Source organism: Chitinophaga polysaccharea, from assembly GCF_007829335.1.
GTDB classification, from domain to species: Bacteria; Bacteroidota; Bacteroidia; order Chitinophagales; family Chitinophagaceae; genus Chitinophaga; species Chitinophaga polysaccharea_B.
In genome coordinates, this window is the sequence record NZ_VIWO01000002.1 from 286506 (window position 1) to 306689 (window position 20184).

The 20184-nt window shown below is 46.8% G+C and carries 14 protein-coding genes; 6 read left to right on the top strand and 8 right to left on the bottom strand.

Going from position 1 to position 20184, the window contains the following annotated elements:
- The first annotated feature begins 19 nt into the window (after positions 1-19).
- The 4 genes from FHW36_RS09235 (at position 20) to trhO (ending at position 4757) form a co-directional block, all read left to right on the top strand.
- Positions 20-373, top strand: a complete 354-nt coding sequence (locus tag FHW36_RS09235) for a hypothetical protein (RefSeq protein ID WP_145666073.1) — start codon at positions 20-22, stop codon at positions 371-373.
- A gap of 81 nt (positions 374-454) precedes the next feature.
- Positions 455-2977, top strand: a complete 2523-nt coding sequence (locus tag FHW36_RS09240; RefSeq protein WP_145666076.1) for a DUF5686 and carboxypeptidase regulatory-like domain-containing protein — start codon at positions 455-457, stop codon at positions 2975-2977.
- A gap of 446 nt (positions 2978-3423) precedes the next feature.
- Positions 3424-3630 (top strand): hypothetical protein, encoded by a 207-nt coding sequence (locus tag FHW36_RS09245; RefSeq protein WP_145666079.1) that lies wholly within the window; start codon positions 3424-3426, stop codon positions 3628-3630.
- A 113-nt stretch (positions 3631-3743) separates the two neighbouring features.
- Positions 3744-4757 (top strand): oxygen-dependent tRNA uridine(34) hydroxylase TrhO, encoded by a 1014-nt coding sequence (trhO, locus tag FHW36_RS09250; RefSeq protein ID WP_222429035.1) that lies wholly within the window; start codon positions 3744-3746, stop codon positions 4755-4757.
- 225 nt (positions 4758-4982) lie between these two features.
- Here trhO and FHW36_RS09255 read toward each other — a convergent pair whose 3' ends face one another.
- The 7 genes from FHW36_RS09255 to FHW36_RS09285 all read right to left on the bottom strand — a co-directional run bounded on the left by FHW36_RS09255 (position 4983) and on the right by FHW36_RS09285 (position 16205).
- Positions 4983-8081 carry an efflux RND transporter permease subunit gene (locus tag FHW36_RS09255; protein ID WP_145666082.1) on the bottom strand — a complete coding sequence of 1033 codons (3099 nt, stop codon included), beginning with the start codon at positions 8079-8081 and terminating at the stop codon, positions 4983-4985.
- Between the two features lie 12 nt (positions 8082-8093).
- Positions 8094-9458: a carbohydrate porin gene (locus FHW36_RS09260; protein ID WP_186452364.1), complete on the bottom strand. Its 1365-nt coding sequence runs from the start codon at positions 9456-9458 to the stop codon at positions 8094-8096.
- Positions 9442-10533, bottom strand: a complete 1092-nt coding sequence (locus FHW36_RS09265; RefSeq protein WP_145666089.1) for an efflux RND transporter periplasmic adaptor subunit — start codon at positions 10531-10533, stop codon at positions 9442-9444. The genes FHW36_RS09260 and FHW36_RS09265 overlap by 17 nt, the downstream gene beginning before the upstream one ends.
- A gap of 4 nt (positions 10534-10537) precedes the next feature.
- The gene (locus tag FHW36_RS09270; RefSeq protein ID WP_145666092.1) at positions 10538-11815 is read right to left on the bottom strand and encodes a TolC family protein; all 1278 of its coding nucleotides are present in this window, start codon (positions 11813-11815) and stop codon (positions 10538-10540) included.
- A 256-nt stretch (positions 11816-12071) separates the two neighbouring features.
- Positions 12072-13442, bottom strand: coding sequence for a sensor histidine kinase (locus FHW36_RS09275; protein WP_145666095.1), 1371 nt, complete (start codon positions 13440-13442; stop codon positions 12072-12074).
- A gap of 9 nt (positions 13443-13451) precedes the next feature.
- Positions 13452-14138: a response regulator transcription factor gene (locus tag FHW36_RS09280; RefSeq protein ID WP_145666098.1), complete on the bottom strand. Its 687-nt coding sequence runs from the start codon at positions 14136-14138 to the stop codon at positions 13452-13454.
- Positions 14139-14240: 102 nt separating this feature from the next.
- On the bottom strand, positions 14241-16205 hold the full coding sequence (locus FHW36_RS09285) for an ABC-F family ATP-binding cassette domain-containing protein (protein ID WP_145666100.1): 1965 nt from the start codon (positions 16203-16205) through the stop codon (positions 14241-14243).
- Between the two features lie 154 nt (positions 16206-16359).
- On the opposite strand from FHW36_RS09285, the gene FHW36_RS09290 reads away from it, so the two are divergent.
- A complete protein-coding gene (locus FHW36_RS09290) occupies positions 16360-16941 on the top strand; it encodes a DUF3347 domain-containing protein (RefSeq protein ID WP_145666103.1) in 582 nt (193 codons plus the stop codon).
- 45 nt (positions 16942-16986) lie between these two features.
- Positions 16987-19350, top strand: coding sequence for a TonB-dependent receptor (locus FHW36_RS09295; RefSeq protein WP_145666106.1), 2364 nt, complete (start codon positions 16987-16989; stop codon positions 19348-19350).
- A 47-nt stretch (positions 19351-19397) separates the two neighbouring features.
- Here FHW36_RS09295 and FHW36_RS09300 read toward each other — a convergent pair whose 3' ends face one another.
- Positions 19398-19811 carry a hypothetical protein gene (locus FHW36_RS09300; RefSeq protein WP_145666108.1) on the bottom strand — a complete coding sequence of 138 codons (414 nt, stop codon included), beginning with the start codon at positions 19809-19811 and terminating at the stop codon, positions 19398-19400.
- Positions 19812-20184: the final 373 nt, after the last annotated feature.

Sequence of the window (20184 nt, forward strand, 5' to 3'; positions counted from 1 at the left end):
TTTATCCTATATTAGAATTATGAAATCCTTTGCACATTTTCTTCTTATCCTAGTCCTGGCTTATATAGCCGGTATGTTTTTACCCTGGTGGAGCGTGGTGTTGGTGGCCTTCCTGGTAACCCTGGTGATGCCCTTATCTCCCGGTAAATCCTTCTTCAGTGCATTCATGGGTATATTTGTGCTGTGGCTGATGCTCGCGTTTTATATGGACGTACGGAATGATCACCTGTTGGCCAACCGCATGAGCGAAATGATCCTGAAAGTGAAAAGTGCCCCGCTGATGGGCGTAGTGAGTGCGTTCTTAGGTGCACTGGTAGCAGGTTTTGCCGCCAGCTCCGCTGCCTTTTTACGCGTAACAAAAAAGCCAGCCTGATTGCTTATCAAGGCTGTTAAACTTCTGGTAAAACGGCGTATCCGGTATACCGGTAACCCGTTGGCTGTTACATTTGGGAATATGATGAAATATCTATCCACCCTGTTGTGTATCCTTATTTCGGGCTATTGTCAGGCCAATGTGGTGAATGGCCGTGTAACGGATGATAAAGATCAGCCGCTTCCCTTCGCTACTATATTCATAAAAGGAACCACTACCGGCACTACTACCAATGCTGCCGGACAATATCATCTTGACCTTCCCCCGGGGCAATACACCATCGTATGCCAGTATATCGGTTTCCGGAGAACGGAATTGCCGGTTAACGTTAACGCCCCCACGCAAACGCTCGACTTCCGCTTACAGCCAGTGAATATGCAGATCCGGGAAGTAGTGGTGAAAGCCGCCGGCGAAGACCCGGCATACGCTATCATCCGCCAGGCGATCAGGAAAAGACAGTTTTACCACGACCAGGTGAAGGAGTACACTTGTATGTCTTATATTAAAGGCACTATTGGCCTGCAAAATGTACCGGAGAAACTCCTGGGCAAGAAAATAGACAAAGCCGATATGGGCGTGGATAGTACCGGGAAAGGCATGGTATTTCTCTCCGAATCTATGACAAAAATTTCCGCCCGTCAGCCGGATAAGATCAAGCTGGAAGTCATTTCTTCCCGTAAAAGCGGCGGTGGTTTTGGCCTGAGCTTCCCGGCTATTATTAGCTTCTACGATAATAACGTAACAGCCGTTATTACGCAGATGGGCCCCCGTGGCTATATTTCGCCGATTGCAGAAAATGCGCTGGCCTTCTATAAATACCAGCTGGAGGGTACTTTTGTAGAAGATGGGAAAACGGTAAACAAGATAAAAGTGATTCCTCGCCGTAAGCAGGAGCCGCTGTTTTTCGGTGATATTTTTATCACCGATGGTGATTGGCGCATTCATAGCACCGATCTGTTCCTCACTTCAGATTACCAGCTGGAGCTGATGGATTCCCTGGAGATCCGCCAAACCCATGTGCCGGTAACAGAAGGTGTATGGCGGGTAAAAGACCAGGTGCTGCGTATTGCCTTCAACAAGTTTGGTTTCCGCATGGGGGGAAGTTTTGTGAACGTTTATTCAGATTATAATGTACATCCCAACTTACCCGCAGGATTTTTCGATAATGTTTTCCTGAAGTATGATACTGCCTTTGATAAACAACAGCATGCTTATTGGGACAGTATCCGCCCGGTGCCACTGGAGCCGGCTGAAGTAAAGGACTATCACGAAAAAGACAGTGCCGCTCAGGCCGATCGGGATTCTGCCATGTCGAAATATCGTCTGGCGTCCCTGCAGAAAAAACAAAAGCCGGTGAAGGTAATGGACCTGCTTTGGGGCGGCGCCACCCACAAATATTATTTCCGCCGCGACAGCGCCATCAACTTCCATCAGCTGTATATCAAAGGATTATTGAAATCGCTGAAGTATAACACCGTAGAAGGACTGGCCCTGGCCCTGGAGCCGGAGTTTACCATCAATACCAGCGGGGAAAGTAATTTACGTATAAAGCCTTTCGTGCGCTACGGGCTGAGTAATAGTCACCTCAACGCCTATACGGAAATTAACTTTCAGAACACCAGCAAAATCAGTAAGCGGTATGGGCGTAACGACTGGAAGCTGGCAGGGGGCAAGCGTATTTCCCAATTCAACCAGGACAACCCGATCGATAATATCGCCAACGAATTTTATACCCTGTTCCTGAAGGAAAACTATATGAAGCTGTATGAGAATTGGTTCGGTAACCTGCAATACAGCAGAACGTTTCAAACAAATGACCGTTTAACCGTTGGCGTGAATTATGAAAGCAGGATACCGGTAGAAAATACGACGGATTTTGTATTCTTTAGGAACGACCGTAAGGCGTTTACGCCCAACCATCCGCAGGAATTGGCTGGTGTACCTTTTGAAAAGCACCAGGCGCTGGTTGCTGATGTGAGTTTTACTTACCAGCCGGGGCAACAGTTTATAGAATTACCGGACCGTAAAATACCGTTGGGTTCTAAATATCCTACCTTTAAAATCAGCTACAGCAAAGGAATTCCGAATGTAGCCAATAGCATCGTTGATTTTGATAAATGGAATTTTTCAGTGCAGGATAATATGAACTTTAAATTACTGGGTGAGTTCCGTTATCACATTGGAGTAGGGGGATTTCTGAATGATAAAAATGTACAGATCCCGGACTACCAGCATTTCAACGGGAACCAGACGTTCTATAACATGAAATACCTGAATAGTTTTCAGCTGGCTCCCTATTACCAGTATAGTACTACCGCCTCGTTTTATACCACCGCCAATGTAGAGCATCATTTCAATGGGTTGCTGACCAACAAAATTCCGTTGTTCAACCGGCTGAAATGGAACCTGGTAGCGGGCGCCAATGCTTTTTATGTAAACAGCGATAACAACTATGTAGAAGTATTCGGAGGTCTGGAAAATATTTTCAAGATGATCCGGGTAGATGTGGTGGCGGGTTATCAGAGCAAACAGGATACCCGTATAGGCGTGCGCGTTGGCTTTGGCGGAATATTAGGTAACGTGGTAAAGTTTAACAGCCGTTAAGTTCGATGCCGGAGATTTTACCTGGGGTACCGTAAAATCTCCGTATCTCAACATCCACACCCTAAAAAGGGGTTTACTTTTTCCTGCTCTTTAATTCCTTTTTCTCGTCGAAGTAATACGCCAGCAACCTGAAGATCCAGATACCAACGACTGCGTAAATAAAGTAAGTAATGTAAGTACTCATAATGTAACATTTAAGGGTTAAACAATAATTGTTCTTGTAATGCCATTTTTCAAAAAGGGTGCCAATCGGGGTCGTAACTTATAACAAAGTTATATACAATAATTATCAAATAGTTATAAAATAATAAATATTTTTTTTCTCAGGGAAGAAACTTTTGGTTGATAAATTACGTTAGTAAGGTAAGCATATTTGCAGGATCGCTGTGCACATTTTACTCACACGTAAGTACCAGCGGCCTTTAGTTAATAAGAAATTGTTCGTTATGAGGAAAATCGCCCTTTACGCGTTATTATCAGGCATCCTGCTGGCAGCAGCAGCCTATTTTACAGAAATGAATGACCTGCCCGGCGCAGTGGAATTAAGAACGCCTGGTTTTGTAGGTTATATATTCATTATCAGCGCAATAGGTTGGTTTTCCCTGAATACCCTGTATGAATGGGGACGGGAAGCCGATGCTTACCAGTATTGATATTGCTGTATTTTTGCTACCTTTGCGCCCTAATCAATTGTTCTTTTACGATTAAAGAGGGGTTGATTGAAGTTTTGTTCACGACGCAGGTGTCCTTAAAATTTCAAGCAATTATGGCATTACACAACAGAGTATCTGCCGCCGAACTAAAACAACGGCTGGCAAAAGAAACATTTAAGCGCGTTACAATTTCTTTCTACCAGTACGCGAAAATCCCCGATCCGCAGGCATTCCGCGATCAGCTCTACGAATCCCTTTTCAAACTGGATACATTCGGACGTATTTACGTGGCCCATGAAGGCATCAATGCCCAGATCAGTGTGCCCGAACATCATTTTGATGCATTTAAGGACACGTTATATGGCATCGACTTCCTGAATGGTATAAGGCTGAATATTGCGGTAGACGATGACGGCAAGTCGTTTTTTGTATTGAAAATCAAGGTCCGGGAAAAAATTGTTGCTGATGGCATCGAGGACCCCACCTTCGATATGGCCAACCGTGGCCGCTATGTAGACGCCCGAACCTTCAATGAGCTGACTGCCGATCCTGACACGGTGATTGTGGACATGCGGAACCACTATGAGTACGAGGTGGGACATTTTGAAGGCGCCATTGAAGTACCCTCCGATACTTTCCGCGATCAACTGCCCATGGCCGTAAATATGCTGGCCGACCAGAAAGATAAAAACATCATTATGTACTGCACCGGGGGCATACGTTGTGAAAAAGCATCGGCCTACATGCTGCATAATGGTTTTAAGAACGTATTTCACCTGGAGGGCGGCATTATTGAATATACCAACAAAGCTCGTCAACAGGGCCTTCCCATCAAATTCAAAGGCAAAAACTTTGTATTCGATGATCGCCTCGGTGAGCGTATCAGTGAAGATATTATCAGTCATTGTCATCAATGTGGTGAGCCTTGCGATACCCATACCAACTGCCTGAACCAGGGCTGTCACCTGTTGTTTATCCAGTGCGAGTCTTGCGCGAAGAAGTACAATGGGTGCTGCAGTGACGCCTGCCAAACCGTATACGCTTTACCGGAAGAAGAACAGCTCGAATTACGCAAGGGCGTAGAGAAAGGATTGATGTTTAATAAATCGAGACGGAGAAAAATATAAGCGGGTGCGTTTCCTGCAAAGTAAATAAACAGCGAAGCCGTAAAGAAATGTAGTCACATTCTTTACGGCTTCGCTGCTTGGTTTTAAAAAATCCGCTCCGCGTTGTATCTTCTCGGCAGGGCGGAGTAGTATGAGCATAAAATTGAATGGTCGGAATTACTCCGGCCATTCTTTTTTATGGCCATGCTATCAACCTATATGCGAACTAAAATTTTTCTAGTTTACTTATAAAGCGTCTTTCTTATTTTTATAAGCACCGTAGAAGATAATTGGGAACACCAGCAGTGTTAAGATGGTGGCCGTAATCAATCCTCCAATTACTACAATCGCCAGCGGCTTCTGTGTTTCGGAGCCAATTCCGTGGGAAATGGCGGCTGGTATCAGACCGATGGCAGCCATCAGCGCGGTCATTACTACCGGACGCACACGACTCTGTACTCCCAGTTTAATGGCCTCATTGAGTGGCACTTTTCCTTCCAGGTTTTTATGGAAGACGGAAATCAGGATCACCCCATTTTGTATACAAATCCCGAACAGCGCGATGAAACCAACACCGGCGGAAATACCGAAGTTCATACCGGTAACATGCAGCGCCAGGATACCACCAATCAATGCAAACGGTACGTTCATCAGTACCAGGCCGGCATCTTTTACACTACCCAGCATGATAAACAATACCATAAAGATGGCGATGATACTGATAGGCACTACCTGTCCCAGACGTTGCGTGGCACGTACCTGGTTTTCAAACTCACCGGTCCAGCCAATAGAGTAGGCCTTCGGCAATTTAACCACCTTGTTGATTTTAGCTTGTGCTTCCGCAATGGTACTACCCAGATCACGATCACGTACAGAGAACTTCACCCCGATGAAGCGCTTATTGCTGTCACGGTAAATGAACGCCGGCCCTGTAATCGTTTTGATTTCCGCGATTTCTTTCAGTGGTATCTTATTATTGTTGATGGTAGGTACCATCAGGTTAGCCAGGTCGTCTTCCGTTTTACGATAGTTTTCGTCATAACGGATACGGATATCGAATTTTTTCTCTCCCTGGTACAGCTGGGTAGCGGTTTTACCACCAATCGCCATTTCAATTACAGCCTGTGCATCGCCGGTGGCTACGCCGTATTGGGCCATTTTGTTGTCGTCGAGATTGATACTCATTTCAGGCTGACCAATGTTACGGATAACCCCCAGGTCTTTAATACCCTGTACTGTTTTCAGCTGTGCAATCACCTGTTGGGATAATGCTTCCAGCTTTGTCAGGTCATCTCCGAAAATCTTCACCCCGTTAGCGGCTTTAAAACCTGCAACGGCTTCCGCTACGTTGTCGCTGATCGGCTGGGAGAAGTTCAGGATAATGCCCGGATATTTTTTCAGGCGATGCTCCATTTCTGCAATCAACTCGTCCTGTGTGATTTTGCGCTTCCATTCCTCTTTCGGCGCCAGGTCTACCTGGTATTGTACGAAGTAAAAACCATTAGGGTCAGTACCGTCGTTGGAACGGCCTACCTGCGACAATACCCGCTTTACCTCAGGGAATGTACCCAGGTCTCCCCGGATATCATGCGCCATTTTGGTGCTTTCGCTCAGGGCCATACTCATGGGCAATTCCGTGGTTACCCAGAGGGAGCCTTCATTCAGCTGCGGCAGGAACTCTGTTCCCAGGAATTTGGCAGAGATGAAGGTCACTACCATAAATGCCAGGGCCAGCGTCATACTTAAGCGCTTGTTGCGGTAAGTCCAGCCGAAACCGCGCATAACAATGCGGTCGAAGAAGTTAACCAGTATATTATTTTTCTCCTTTACATTTTTATTGAGCAGGATAGAGCACAATACCGGCACAAGTGTTAGCGTAAACAACAGGGCGCCCAGTAAGGCAAATCCCAATGTCCAGGCCAGCGGCGAAAACATTTTACCTTCTACCTTCTGGAAGGAGAAGATAGGAATGAGGGAGATGATAATAATGAGTTTGGAGAAGAAGATGGCCTTCGCCAGCTCACCGCCGGTTTGCTTGATCCATCCCAGCTTGGCCATTTTATTAAACCGCTCCATGCCATACTTGTGGGCTTTGTGGTCGAGCATTACGAAAATACCCTCCACCATTACCACAGCACCATCAATGATAATACCGAAGTCGATAGCTCCCATCGACAGCAGGTTGGCGCTCATGCCTTTCAGGCGTAAGCACATGAAGGCAAACAGCAAGGCCAGCGGGATAATGATGGATACGATCACCGTGGTGCGCCAGTCGGCCATGAAAAGGAATACGATCACCGTTACGAAAATGATACCTTCTACCAGGTTATGCATTACTGTATGGGTACAGAACTCCATGAGGTTATCACGGTCGTAGAACGTTTCCATCTTGATATCATCCGGCAGGATGGTTTCATTCAGCTCTTTCAGCTTGTCTTTCAGGCGGGCGAGGACTTCGGTCGGATTTTCGCCTTTACGCATTACCACGATACCTTCTACCAGGTCATCATTTTTATCGATACCTACTTGTCCCACGCGTGGAGCAGAGGCTTCGCGTACATTGGCCAGGTCTTTTACCAGCAGGGGTACGCCATTGATATTTTGTAAGATGATGTTATTGATATCCTGTATGCTGTTCAACAAACCTATACCACGTACTACATAGGCCTGCCCGTTCTTCTCGATCACATCGCCGCCTACGTTGACGTTACTCTTGGTAACGGCCTGGTATAATTCCAGCGGGGTAATATCGTATTTAGCCAGTCTTACCGGGTCGGCAGAAATTTCATAAATCTTTTCCTGTCCGCCGAAGGCTACTACGTCGGCAATGCCGGGCACACTGCGGATTTGGCGGTCTATCACCCAGTTCTGCCAGGTGAGCAGGTCGCGGGAGTCGCGTTTGCTGCTCTTGAGGTAGTATCGGAATATTTCACCGGTAGGGCCGTAGGGGGGTTGTACTTCCGGTTCGGAGCCCTCGGGGAGACTTACGTTAGACAACATGTTGTTGACCTGTTGCCGGGCGAAGAAGTCTTCCACATCGTCTTCGAACATGATTTTCACCACAGACAGCCCGAACATGGTAACGGAGCGTACACTGGTTTTCTTTTGTACGGCGTTCATCGATACTTCTATGGGTAGCGTTACAAAACGCTCTACTTCCTGCGCGCTCCGGCCATTCCATTTGGTAACGATTACGATTTGTGTATTCGTTACATCGGGGAATGCTTCGATCGGCGTATGCACAAAGGAAAATATGCCGGCTGCTATCAGCGTTGCTACGCTGATGAATACAAACAACTTATTCCTCAGCGAAAAAGCTACAATATTTCTAATGAATTTATTCATAACTCCTGTTCTTTAGAATGCCACTCTGGTCCTTATGCCGATGATGTTAACCGGTCCGCGGTCCTTGTTGTAAGCAGGATGCAGCACAAACTGGTAATCAGGGCTTAAGGCAATATGTAGCCTGGTAATGTTACATTGATAGAAAACTTCGGCAATCATTTCCGGAGCATAGTTCAGGCGACCATCGCCCACCATGAACCCGGTGCCTCCTGCAGCGAGGTAGTCGCGGTGGTCTTTCGACAAGCCGTTTACAGCGATGGCGATGCCGGCATTATCCTGTGCGCGGTGCCACCATTGGCCATTTTGCAGCCATCCGGCGCTGAGCGACTGATCTATTTCGGTGTAGGCCCAGGTTTCATTATGACCATCATTCCAGGACGCTTTCAGGAAAGCCCCTCCGCTTTTGGTAATTTCCTGGTCTATATTAATGCCGAAGCCGTATTTAGTACGTCCGTCTTTCCTGGCAGCGGTAATGTCGGGGGTGTCGGTAGCTCCCTTCAGTGCCAGCCGGTAGTTGCCCATAGGCGCCTGGTTAATAAAAGCCATCAGCCGTACATTCCCTTCATGCTTATTCAGTGTATGTGTATGGGCTACTTCTATCACTTCGCCGTTCGACTTGCCATAGTCATAATTCAACTTAGGGCCATTGGCCAGCTTGGGCTCCAGAGAAGTTGCCGCCTGCACCTGCCATTTGTCTTTCCGGTATTGTACGGTCAACGCCATGGTATATCCGCGTACATCGGCGGGGTAATCCCACGCGGCATTAGCCATCAGCGACCAGTTCAGGAACTGAGTGCGGGGATCGTGACTATAGCTGTTCTGATCGAAGAAGTCGGCCAGACAATACTTACCGGCAATAAAGCGCAGATAATGGGTAGGCGTGGCGCCGGCTACATGGTTCAGATCATCAGCGTCAAATTCGTTCCGGTCATCCAGGTCGGCTGCTGTCCTTTTGGAAGTTAACGGCAACGTATATATGCCAAATGCCCGGGCCAGGTAAATGGTAGGTGTGGGGTTGCCCACCCTGAACGTTTCGCCGTTGGGGAAACCCGCGATGCCGGTGGCATGGCTGAGACCCTGGCCACCAGCGAGTTCCGGGTTTACATATAGTTCCAGGTTCTTTAACGGGCGAATGCCCGCATAAATAGTACTGGTAATAGAAGTAGCGCCTTTTTCATGCGTCTGGAAGCTGTTGGGACCAGAATACTTTGCCTGAAAGTCCGGGTGCCATTGCGTTACCAGTGTTTGCTGGAAATGGAAAGTGTAAGGAACAATGCTATCCGTTCGTTTGTCCTGTGCGATAGCCTGGCTACCGGCAAATGCCAGTATACCCAGGGAGAATAAGGGTTTTATTCCCAGCTTAGTCTTTAAGTGCATCGTAAATAAGCAATTGATTTTTTGAGATAACTTTTTCATCTGCATTGAGGCCAGATGAAAGATAAGTAATATCTCCCGCTGTCTTGGCGACCTCTACCTGGCGTACAGCGATATTAAATTTGTCCTTAAATACGAGCACATAGTTTTTGCTGTTGTCGAAAATGACCGCTGCAGAAGGCACTGCTACTTTTTCATCGTTATCCTGGTATTTCACATACACGGTGGCAAACATTTCCGGTTTCAGCTCCATATTTTTGTTATCGATGGCGATTCTTACCTGCATGGTTTTGGTAGCAGGGTCCAGGAAGTTGTAGATCTTGTCGATCTTGCCATGGAAGGGCTCATCGGGATAACTTACGGTTACCACCTTGGCTTCGTAGCCTTCTTTAATCCGGGCAATATCCGTTTCAAATACGTTGGCCATTACCCATACATCATCCAGTTCGGAGATGGTGAAGATGTTGGCGCTGTTATCCGAACGGATCTCCATATTGTTGTTGATATTTTTTTCGATGATATAGCCCGATATAGGCGCAGTTACCAGGTAGGTAGCGCCATTTCCTTTGCGGTAAATTTTAAAGAGGTCGTTGAGGCGATTAATTTCCGCTTCTGACTTCTGTAATTCTCCTTTGGCGTTTACCACATCTTTTTCTGTGCTCAAACGGCTATCATACAGGTCTTGCGCTACTTTCAGGTTTTTGTCGGCTACATTGCGGTCAGATTTTGCCTGTGCCAGTTGTTTTTCATAGTCGGCAATTTCCGCACTGTGTATCACGGCCAGCACCTGTCCTTTTTTAACATAGTCGCCCAGCTGCACTTTGATATCTTCTACATAACCACTCACCAGCGGATATACTTTCAATACCTTGCCACCGTTGGGCGTTACCTTACCGGAAAGGCGCAGTTCATTCATCACCGGTTGCATATGCGCGGTATCAATGCGTATATTTTTCAGCATGGTATCGCTGAGTACAAAGGTGGTCTTCTCTGAATCTTCTGCCTGGCTGTGTTTGCATCCACTCCACAGAATGGCTGCCAGCAGCGAAAAGCCAATAATCAGAATAGGCTGTTTCATGTGCTTAGTTTTTAAATAGTTCTTGTCCTGTTGCATAGTTGAGTTCTTCGTAAGCATTTACCCGGTTGGATAAAAACTTATTAATATTTTTTGCGTTGTCGCTATAACTGTTGAAATAGTCGATAAACTGGAGCAGGGAGATATTACCCTTGCTGAAGTTTTTAGATACTTCTGCGATGAGGGTATCAAATTCGCCCTGAAACTGGTGGAGGTCAAATCCTTTGTAACGCTTTTCCAGTACCACAATGCGCTGGTAGGCATTCAGCACTTCTGTTTGTGCTACGGATTGTTGTTGGAGTAACTGTTGTTGCTCACTGTTGATTTGCAGTTTTGCTGCGTGTATATTGCCCTGGTTGCGATTCCACACTGGCAGGTCAATACCGAGGGTCAGGCCCACAAAGTTATTAACGTAGCTGCCTTGTTTATCGTAAGTGGCGCCTACATGCAGATCGGGTACTGCCAGGGATTTTTGCAGGCGATAATTCAGCTGTGCGGTCTGGTATTGCAGGTCGGCCATCCGTACATCGGCCCTGTTTTTTGAAGCGGCTTCCAATAGCTGGGGCAGCTGTATTTTATCCAGGGTGTAAGGAGCCAGGTCGGCGGGCTTGATATCAGCTGCGTAGAAATCCTGGCTATGTAATAGCTGTTGCAGGTTTTTCTGCGATTCCAGTTCCTGTTGTTTCAGGTCGGCGAAATCGTTTTCTATTCCCACCTGCAGGGCCTGAAGGCGCACGAGGTCAGCATGTGCCACGCTTCCCTTTTTATCTGCAGTAACGTAGGCATCTACGATTGTCTGCAGGTTGCCCAGTTGTTCTTTTAATACCTTTTCGGTTTGCTGTTGGTAGTAGATATTGTAAACGTTTTCCCGCAGTTGTAAACGGAGAGTACGTATCAGCTCATCGAAGTTGGCCTCACTCATTTTGGTAGCGGTGGCGGCCAGCTGAATAGCTTTATTCCTTTTGCCCGCGGTTTGAATCAGCTGGTCGATGTTGTACTGTGTTTCACCACCGGATCCAACGTTAAAAGGTTTCAATTTATCGGTGCTGCCAAAACCAAGTACAGTGCTGAAAGAAGGATTGCTCCACATCTTCGCCTGGCGTACCAGCGCTTTGGAAGCGTCAATCTGGTAGCGTTGTGCCAACAATAAATAGTTTTTAACCAGGAAAGAGTCCTCCACAGACTGGAGGGTTACTGTTTGTACAGAATTTTGTGCCTGTGTAGGTTGAATAAAGCCCAGGCATGTTCCACATGCTGCCAGTAGCAGCATCCTTATAGTTCGCATAATGCCAATTTTGATGATACAAAATTCTTAAAGCGAAATTAAAGGCGCCTTTAAGCCACATTAAAATGCCCTTAAAATAGGATTAGAAAAAGAGCGTATAATCGTGCACGTTGGGTCCGGGGAGCGCGTCTGGCTATGGTTTTTGCTTTGAAGTGTTTGCTGGTGGCTTGTTTTAGCGCACCGGGCAAAATTATCACCGGGTATTTTAAAAACTAAAATACATCTCATTCCGGATTAGAATAAGATTAGAACCAGGTTATAAATGGGGGAGTATGACGGTAAAAGTGGTGCCTTCCGGTAAATTAGAAGTAACTGTAATGTGTCCGTTGTGGATCTGGACTATTTTCTTGCAGATAGAGAGCCCCAGGCCATGGCCGCGGATTTGCAGGGCATTCTGGCCGCGGTAAAAAGGCTCAAATATTTTATTGATCTCGTCGGGGGGGATACCGATGCCGGTATCTTTTATCTGTACCAGGATATATTGGGTAAAGAAATCGATGGATACGTGTGCGGTATTGTTGTCAGAAAATTTGCATGCATTGTCGATGAGGTTCAGAAAAAGTACTTTCAGCAGGTTTTCATTGCCATAGCAGGTCACCAGGGAATCGTTGTCAGGTACCTTCAGGAAGTGCAATTCCAGCTTGCTGGCGGTTTTCTGCTTCAGCCGGATCAGCGTGGTCATTTCCATCAGCAGTTCATCAATGCGCACATTACTGAGCACAAATTCCTGTTGCCGCATTTCAGACTGCGCCAGCTGTAACAGCCCATTGGAAAGGTCGGAGAGGTTCTCCGCGTCTTCCAGCACAGAACTGAGGAGGGCCTGGTATTCTTCCTGGGTCCTGTCTTTCGACAGGGCTACCTGTAGCTGGCTGATAATGGCGGCCAGCGGGGTACGCAGCTCATGGGAGGCATTGCTCACAAAGCTTTTCTGGAGATGGAAAGACTCGCTTAGACGCTGCAACATGGTATTAAAGTTGGCGCCGAGCTTGGCAATTTCATCTTTCCCCTTTACGGCTACCTGTGTATCCTGCAGGTTGTTGGCATTGATACTGTCAACCTGTTGTACTAATTGATCAATCGGTTCCACCATTTTACGGGCAAAGAAATAACCTATCACCACCAGCACAATGACGGCCGTGAGCAGCTCCAGCAGCAGGATCTGGCTCAAGTGCTGCAGGTTGAGGAAACCATACTTATCAAAGGACGATACAATTACGATCACTGAAATATTGCCTTCCGTATAGTATACACCTACCACTTCGCCGCTGCCTTTGTCGTAGCTGTATAATTTATTCTCCTTGATATAATTCAGCAGGCTGGGGTGGGTGCGGATGGTAGTGTCTTTCAGGTTGCTATAAAGCAGGTCATAATTGGTACTGTATACCAGGATGGTTTCTTTGTAGAGGTCCTGGAAGGTGGTTCTGTCCAGTTTTCGCAGCAGGTCTACCTTTACGATATCATCTTCAATAATTACATTGGCGATAGACCTGGCGCGGTATTCCAGTCGTTCCAGGTATTCCGCTTTGCGCGACTTGGCCGAGAAATAATAAGCCAACCCCGCAAACGCAATGAGCATCAGCGTAGCGGAGAGCGTGTAATAGAGTGCTATTTTATATTTGATCTTCAAATAAAACTGCTATTCTTCGGAAAGATAATATCCCATGCCGGTTTTGGTATGGAGTAATTTCTGGTCAAAGTCTTTGTCTATCTTTTTACGGAGGAAGTTCATATACACTTCGATCACATTGGTGCCGGTATCGAAGTCGATGTCCCACACTTTTTCGGCGATGGTGAGTTTGGAAATAACTTTTCCTTTGTGCATGGCCAGGAACTCCAGCAGTTGGTATTCTTTGGCTGTAAGGGCAATTTTTTTGCCGGCGCGGCTCACATCTTTTTTCTCCCGGTCTATTTCCAGGTCGGCAATCGTGATTTTGTATTGGGTGCCATGGGTGGCTTCAGAGCCGGCACGTTTCAGGAACACCCGGATGCGGGCCAGTAGCTCACGGAAGTCGAAGGGTTTTACCAGGTAGTCGTCTGCTCCCAGCTCGAAGGCCTGCATTTTATCTTCCATGCCGCCCAGCGCCGTCAGCATGATGACGGGGACCCGGTTATTTTTGTTGCGGATCACCTCACAGAGCTCATACCCGTTGTTATGCGGAAGATTGAGGTCGAGGATCACCAGGTCGTAGTGGTTATTGGTCACCAGGCCTTTACCGATGCGGCCATCATAGGCTACGTCTACATCAAAACCATTTTCTTCCAACCCTTTCTTAACGGCATTGGCCACTTTAACTTCGTCTTCAACTACCAGTATTTTTTGCATACTACAGGAAGGGGGATGGTTAAAAAATATAGCTGACTAGCTACGGTGTGGAAGGTGGGTGGCCGGGCCACACCGTAGTAATGATACCTGAATGTAATGATATTAGCTGACCAGGCTGGCTTCCAGCTGCATTATTTTTTCGAATAACTGCTCATATTGCTGGTTGGCGCGGTCTAAATACTTCTGTACTTCCTGGTATTCACTTTCTACCTGGGCAAATTTTGCCCGGTCGCTGTAAATATCCGGTGATCCCAGGCTGGCTTCCAGGTTAGCCTTGCGCTCTTTCAGGCTGGCTACCTGTCCCTCTACCTGCGAAAACTGTTTCTGCTGTTTTTGCAACTCGCGCTGTACATCTTTATTGATGGCTCCCTTGCCGGCTTCAGCTGTCGCGGCATTATTCTGGGGAGCGGCTTCTTTTTTCGTATCTGCGTTATTGTTAGCTTTTGCTGCAGCGGGCTGCTGTTGGGCGGCCATTCTCTTCTTCCACTCTTCGTACTCGTTATAGGTCCCCTTGAACTCTTTGATTTCGCCATCTACGATTTCCCAGATCTTGTTGGCCGTTTGGCTCACAAAATAACGGTCGTGCGATACCAGTACCAGGCTGCCTTCGTACTTGTTCAATGCATCGATCAGCATTTGTACGGAGTTCATATCCAGGTGGTTGGTAGGCTCATCCAGCATGAGGAAGTTAGCCTGGCTGATAATGGTTTTGGCCAGGGCCACACGGGCTTTTTCCCCTCCCGACAGGATCTTGATCTTTTTAAATACGTCGTCGCCGGTAAAAAGGAAGCAACCGAGCAGCTGGCGTAATTCCAGCTCTGTGCGGCCGCTGCCGAAGTTTTTCAGCTCGTCCAGGATTTCTGCGCTCAGGTCCAGCGATTCCAGCTGGTGCTGGGCGTAGAAGCTGGTCACCACGTTATGGCCGGGAACACGTTCTCCTTCCATTGGTTCCATCCCGAAAATGATGCGGAGCAGGGTAGACTTACCCTTACCGTTGGCGCCTATCAGGGCAATTTTATCGCCGCGGTTGATTTCAGCGCTGGTATTTTTCAGGATTTGTATATCTCCGTAACTTTTACTGATATTGTTCAGGGTACATAGGATCTTACCGGGCGTTTTATCCACGGTAAAGTTGATCCGGATCTTAGAGGGACCATTATCTACCTGCTCTACCCGTTCCAGCTTATCGAGCCTTTTTGCAATACTCTGTGCCTGGGCGGCTTTGGAGGCTTTGGCTTTAAAACGCTCAATAAAGCGTTCCTGCTGGCGGATATAGTCCTGTTGATTTTCGTATGCACGTTGCTGCATTTCCCGGCGCAGTTCTTTCTCCACTTCATAATCAGCGTAAGAGCCGGCATAGTGGTGCAGTTGCTGCTGGTATACTTCCACGATTTTGTTGACCATGCGATCCAGGAAGAAACGGTCGTGCGATACAATGATCACGGCGCCGTTATAGCCTACCAGGTATCTTTCCAGCCATTCTATAGATGGAAGGTCCAGGTGGTTCGTGGGTTCATCGAGCATGAGTACATCGGGCTGCTGCAGGATCAGGCGGGCGAGGAGCACGCGCATGCGCCATCCTCCGGAAAACTGGCTGTAGGGGCGGTCCAGGTCCGATGTGGTGAAGCCGAGGCCTTCCAGCACCTGCGCTGTTTTATGTTTCATGTTATATCCATCCAGTGCCTCGAATTCGTGCAGCTTATCGCTGAACTCCTCCAGTAACGCGTCTGTCTGGCTATGCTCCAGCTCTTTGGTAATACGTTCTATATCCTTTTCCAGCTCCAGGGCCTTACCGAAGGCCATCATGCCCACGGTGAGGATAGATTCATCGGTTTCAAAACTGAGCAGGTCCTGGTTAAAGAAACCAATCGTCAGATTTTTACTTTTATTAACACTTCCTTTAGAAACGGAATATTCCCCATTGATAATGCGTAACAGGGTTGACTTTCCGGTACCGTTTAACCCGATAAGGCCCACACGGTCACCGGGTTCTATATGCCAGGAGGACTCTTCCAGTATCACCCTGGATCCAAACTCAAACGTAATATCCTGTAATGCGATCAACATAAAAACAAAAAAAATTGGATAAAAAACGTGCAAAGTTAAGGATAAAAGGTGAAACCAGAAAGCCTTTAGACAGGCAGCTATTAAAGTATCCGTTTATATCATTTGCTGCCGTCACTGTCTGCTTTATGATTACTTTTGCTAAAAGACCAACAAGATGCATATCAAACAAGGCTTATCGATTGGATGTTTACTGGTGGGGCTTGGGGCCTGCCATTCCGCAGCGCCTAAGGAAGAACAGGCAACAGCGCCTGTTACCGCAGCGCTACAGGCCCCCTATAGCCAGCAGTTTTACGACTCGCTGGGAGGTGTAATGAATACCTACTATCGCCTTTCCGCCGCACTGGTGGCAGCCGACAGCCCCACAGCCAATCATGCTGCCGCCGCGTTGAAAATGCAGGTGGACAGCCTGCCGGTAAACCTGCTTCAGATGGATAGCAGCCACCTGGCTAATATAAACGGCATCAGTACCAGTATCAGCGCTGAACTGGCCGGTTTTGAAGGAGAGCAGGGGCTGGATGGCAAACGGGCATCGTTCCAGATGGTATCCGATATGTTGTTCGACCTTGTAAAAAATACCGGTTTAAAAGGACATACGATTTACCACCAGTACTGCCCCATGGCATTCAATGATAAAGGCGCCTACTGGCTTAGCGATAAACCGGGTATTCAAAATCCCTACTTCGGCCATGATATGCTAACCTGCGGAGAAACCCGGGATAGTTTAATTTATAAGTAGATTATCGTCGGGTAAATCGTAAATTACCAGCAACGATCTTACGGTATGTTTACACGATACGGTCCCTTCTTACTGATATTATGGCTGTCATGTTTTGCGGGTGCAGCATGGGGACAACAGTATATCGTCAGCGGCTTTATAAAAGACAGCACCAACGGCGAATCCTTGCCAGGTGCCACTGTGCAGGTACTGCATTCCTCCAGTGGCGTGCAAACCAACAATTACGGCTTCTACTCCCTCACCTTGCCGGCCGGCAGCTATATATTGCTTTATTCTTTTGTAGGATACGAATCCAGGGCTGTGGCGCTTAACCTGGCAGGAAATGCCACCCAGCACATGGAATTGGCGCCGCATATCTACCAGGCAAAGGAAGTGGTGATTACCGATAAAAAGAAAGATGCCAACGTTAAAAGCACCGACATGGGGAAGGTGGAAATTACCGCTGACCAGGTAAAGAAATTACCCGCCCTGATGGGAGAGGTGGATATGCTCAAAGCCCTGCAACTCATGCCTGGTGTACAGGCCTCAGGAGAAGGGAATGCAGGATTTTATGTGCGGGGCGGCGGCCCGGATCAAAACCTTATCTTGCTCGACGAAGCGCCGGTATATAATACGGGTCACCTTTTCGGCTTTTTCTCCGTATTTAATACAGATGCCATCCGTAATACCACGCTGATCAAAGGAGGAATGCCTGCCAACTACGGTGGGCGGCTATCTTCCGTAGTGGATATTTCCATGAAAGAAGGTAATAATAAAAATTTCCAGGGAGAAGGAGGAATAGGACTGATCTCCTCGCGGCTCTCATTACAGGGACCATTGAAGAAAAACAAGGCCTCCTTTATTGTAAGCGGCAGGCGCACTTATATCGACCTGATTACAAAACCAGTTATCAATAATACTTCGTATAAGGGTTCGGGTTATTACTTTTATGACCTCAATGCGAAAATGAATTATATTTTTTCAGACAAAGATCGCCTGTACCTGAGCGGTTACCTGGGAAAAGACGTGTTTAGTTTTGCCAACAAAGACCGTTCGTTTAACGTGAATATTCCCTGGGGCAATACCACGGCGACATTGAGATGGAATCATATTTTTAGCCGGCAATTGTTTGCCAACACCTCACTCATTTACAACGATTATAAGTTTCGTTTCAACGCTTTGCAAAACAGCTTTGATATCCGCCTGTCGTCTGGTATCAGCGATGTAAACTTTAAAACGGATTTTGACTATTATCCGCATGTGGATCATCATATCCGGTTTGGCGCCAATTATATCCACCACACGTTTACGCCTTCCACGGTGTCTGGCCGGCAGGATTCTACGCAGTTTACGCCGGAAAAGGCCTTCGAGAAGTATGCACATGAAGTGGCGGTCTACCTGATGGATGACTGGGAAATATCTCCCAAACTGCAACTCAATGCAGGCGTTCGTGTCAGTGGGTTTATGCAGGTGGGACCCTATAAGCAGTACACCAAAGATGCCAACGGCAATAATATTGACAGTGTTATGTATGGCCGGGGACAAAAAGTGGTGAGTTACGGAGGGCTGGAACCCAGGGTGATCCTGCGTTTGGCACTAAATGATCAAAATTCCCTGAAAGCATCGGTTACCCGTAACTACCAATACATACACCTCGTGTCTAATGCGGCTACCACGCTGCCTACCGATGTTTGGGTGCCCAGCACTTATCTCGTACAGCCGCAGGTGGCCTGGCAGTACAGCGCCGGCTATTTTCTCAACTTCGGCCATAATACTTATGAAGCTTCTGCGGAGGTATATTACAAGGAAATGGACCACCAGATTGAGTATAAAGAAGGATATACGCCTTCTATCACGGACCCGGAACAGGATTTCGTTTTTGGTAAGGGGCAGGCTTATGGCCTGGAACTGTTTGTGAACAAGAAGAAAGGACGTTTTACCGGATGGCTGGGATATACATTGGCATGGACCTGGCGGCAGTTCCCCGATCTGAATGATGGCAAACAATACCCTGCGAAATATGACCGTCGCCATGACCTTGCGCTGGTAGGCACTTATGAGCTGAGTAAGCGCTGGAGCCTGTCCGGTATATTTATCTATGGCAGCGGCAATACGACTACGCTGCCGGAAACTTTTTATTTTATGGAAGGCACGCTGATACAGGCCTATGGGAACCTGAATGGCTACCGACTGCCGGCCTACCACCGTCTGGACTTATCGGCTATTTATTCGCCTCAGCCAAAAAGGCCCAACCGCCGGTTTAAGAGCAGCTGGGCGTTTTCAATATACAATGTGTACAGTAGGCAAAACCCTTATTTTGTGTATTTTGATCAGAATGGAAGTGTGGTTAACGGGACATTGCAAGTAAGTGCCAAACAGGTGTCGTTGTTTCCTGTATTGCCTTCTATTACTTACAACTTCAGGTTTTAGGGAGAGAGAAAATGGAAGCTTAGCGGAGGTGGAACGTAGACAATTGCTTACTTAATTACGCCTGCATATTTCAGGATTGTGAGAACAGAAATGATGACTACCAGTAGTTGGCCCAACCCCACCATATATATACTTTTAGTAACCCGGGCCTCCACTTCTGCCAATTCGCGTTTAGTTGCCATGTTAGTGTTCATGTTATGGTTCATGTGTTCCAACTTGGTGTTGATAATTTGTACTTCATGTTTAACAGCTTGTACCTCGTGTTTAACGGCTTCAATTTCAGTTTTTAGCTCATTCTTCGTGCTTTGCAGCTCAGTCTTGGTGGCCATATCCTTGGTGGCTTCGGTGATTTTTAGCGAGAAAAAATCATCCATGGCTACCATGGCTTCCATGGCCCGGTTGTCTGGTAAATGAAGATCCAGTCTAAAGATCTCGTACAGTTTTAAGTTTTCAAATGTCATATGAAATATGGTTTTAAATCATGATAAAATTACGGTGTTTAAACCTCTTGTATAGGTATTTATATAGATATTTCTTTTAACTATATTATATTATAATTTAATTGATTAAGATGTAAATTGATCGATCATTTTGAGAGAGATGAATACTAACTACAGCCAGGAATGTAAAAATGAGAATAATCCGTTATGTGATCAGGCGCGCAGAATAGCCGGGGAGCGCCTTGCATTGTTTCAAAATTTTATGATAAAACCCATTTCTGTCATTTTTTAACTGAGCTTACACCGCTGTAATAATATTTATTTTTAAAATCCTTAATTTCAATGACATGGTTATCTAAATGCTAACAAAGTATTTCTTAACTTCGCAAACATT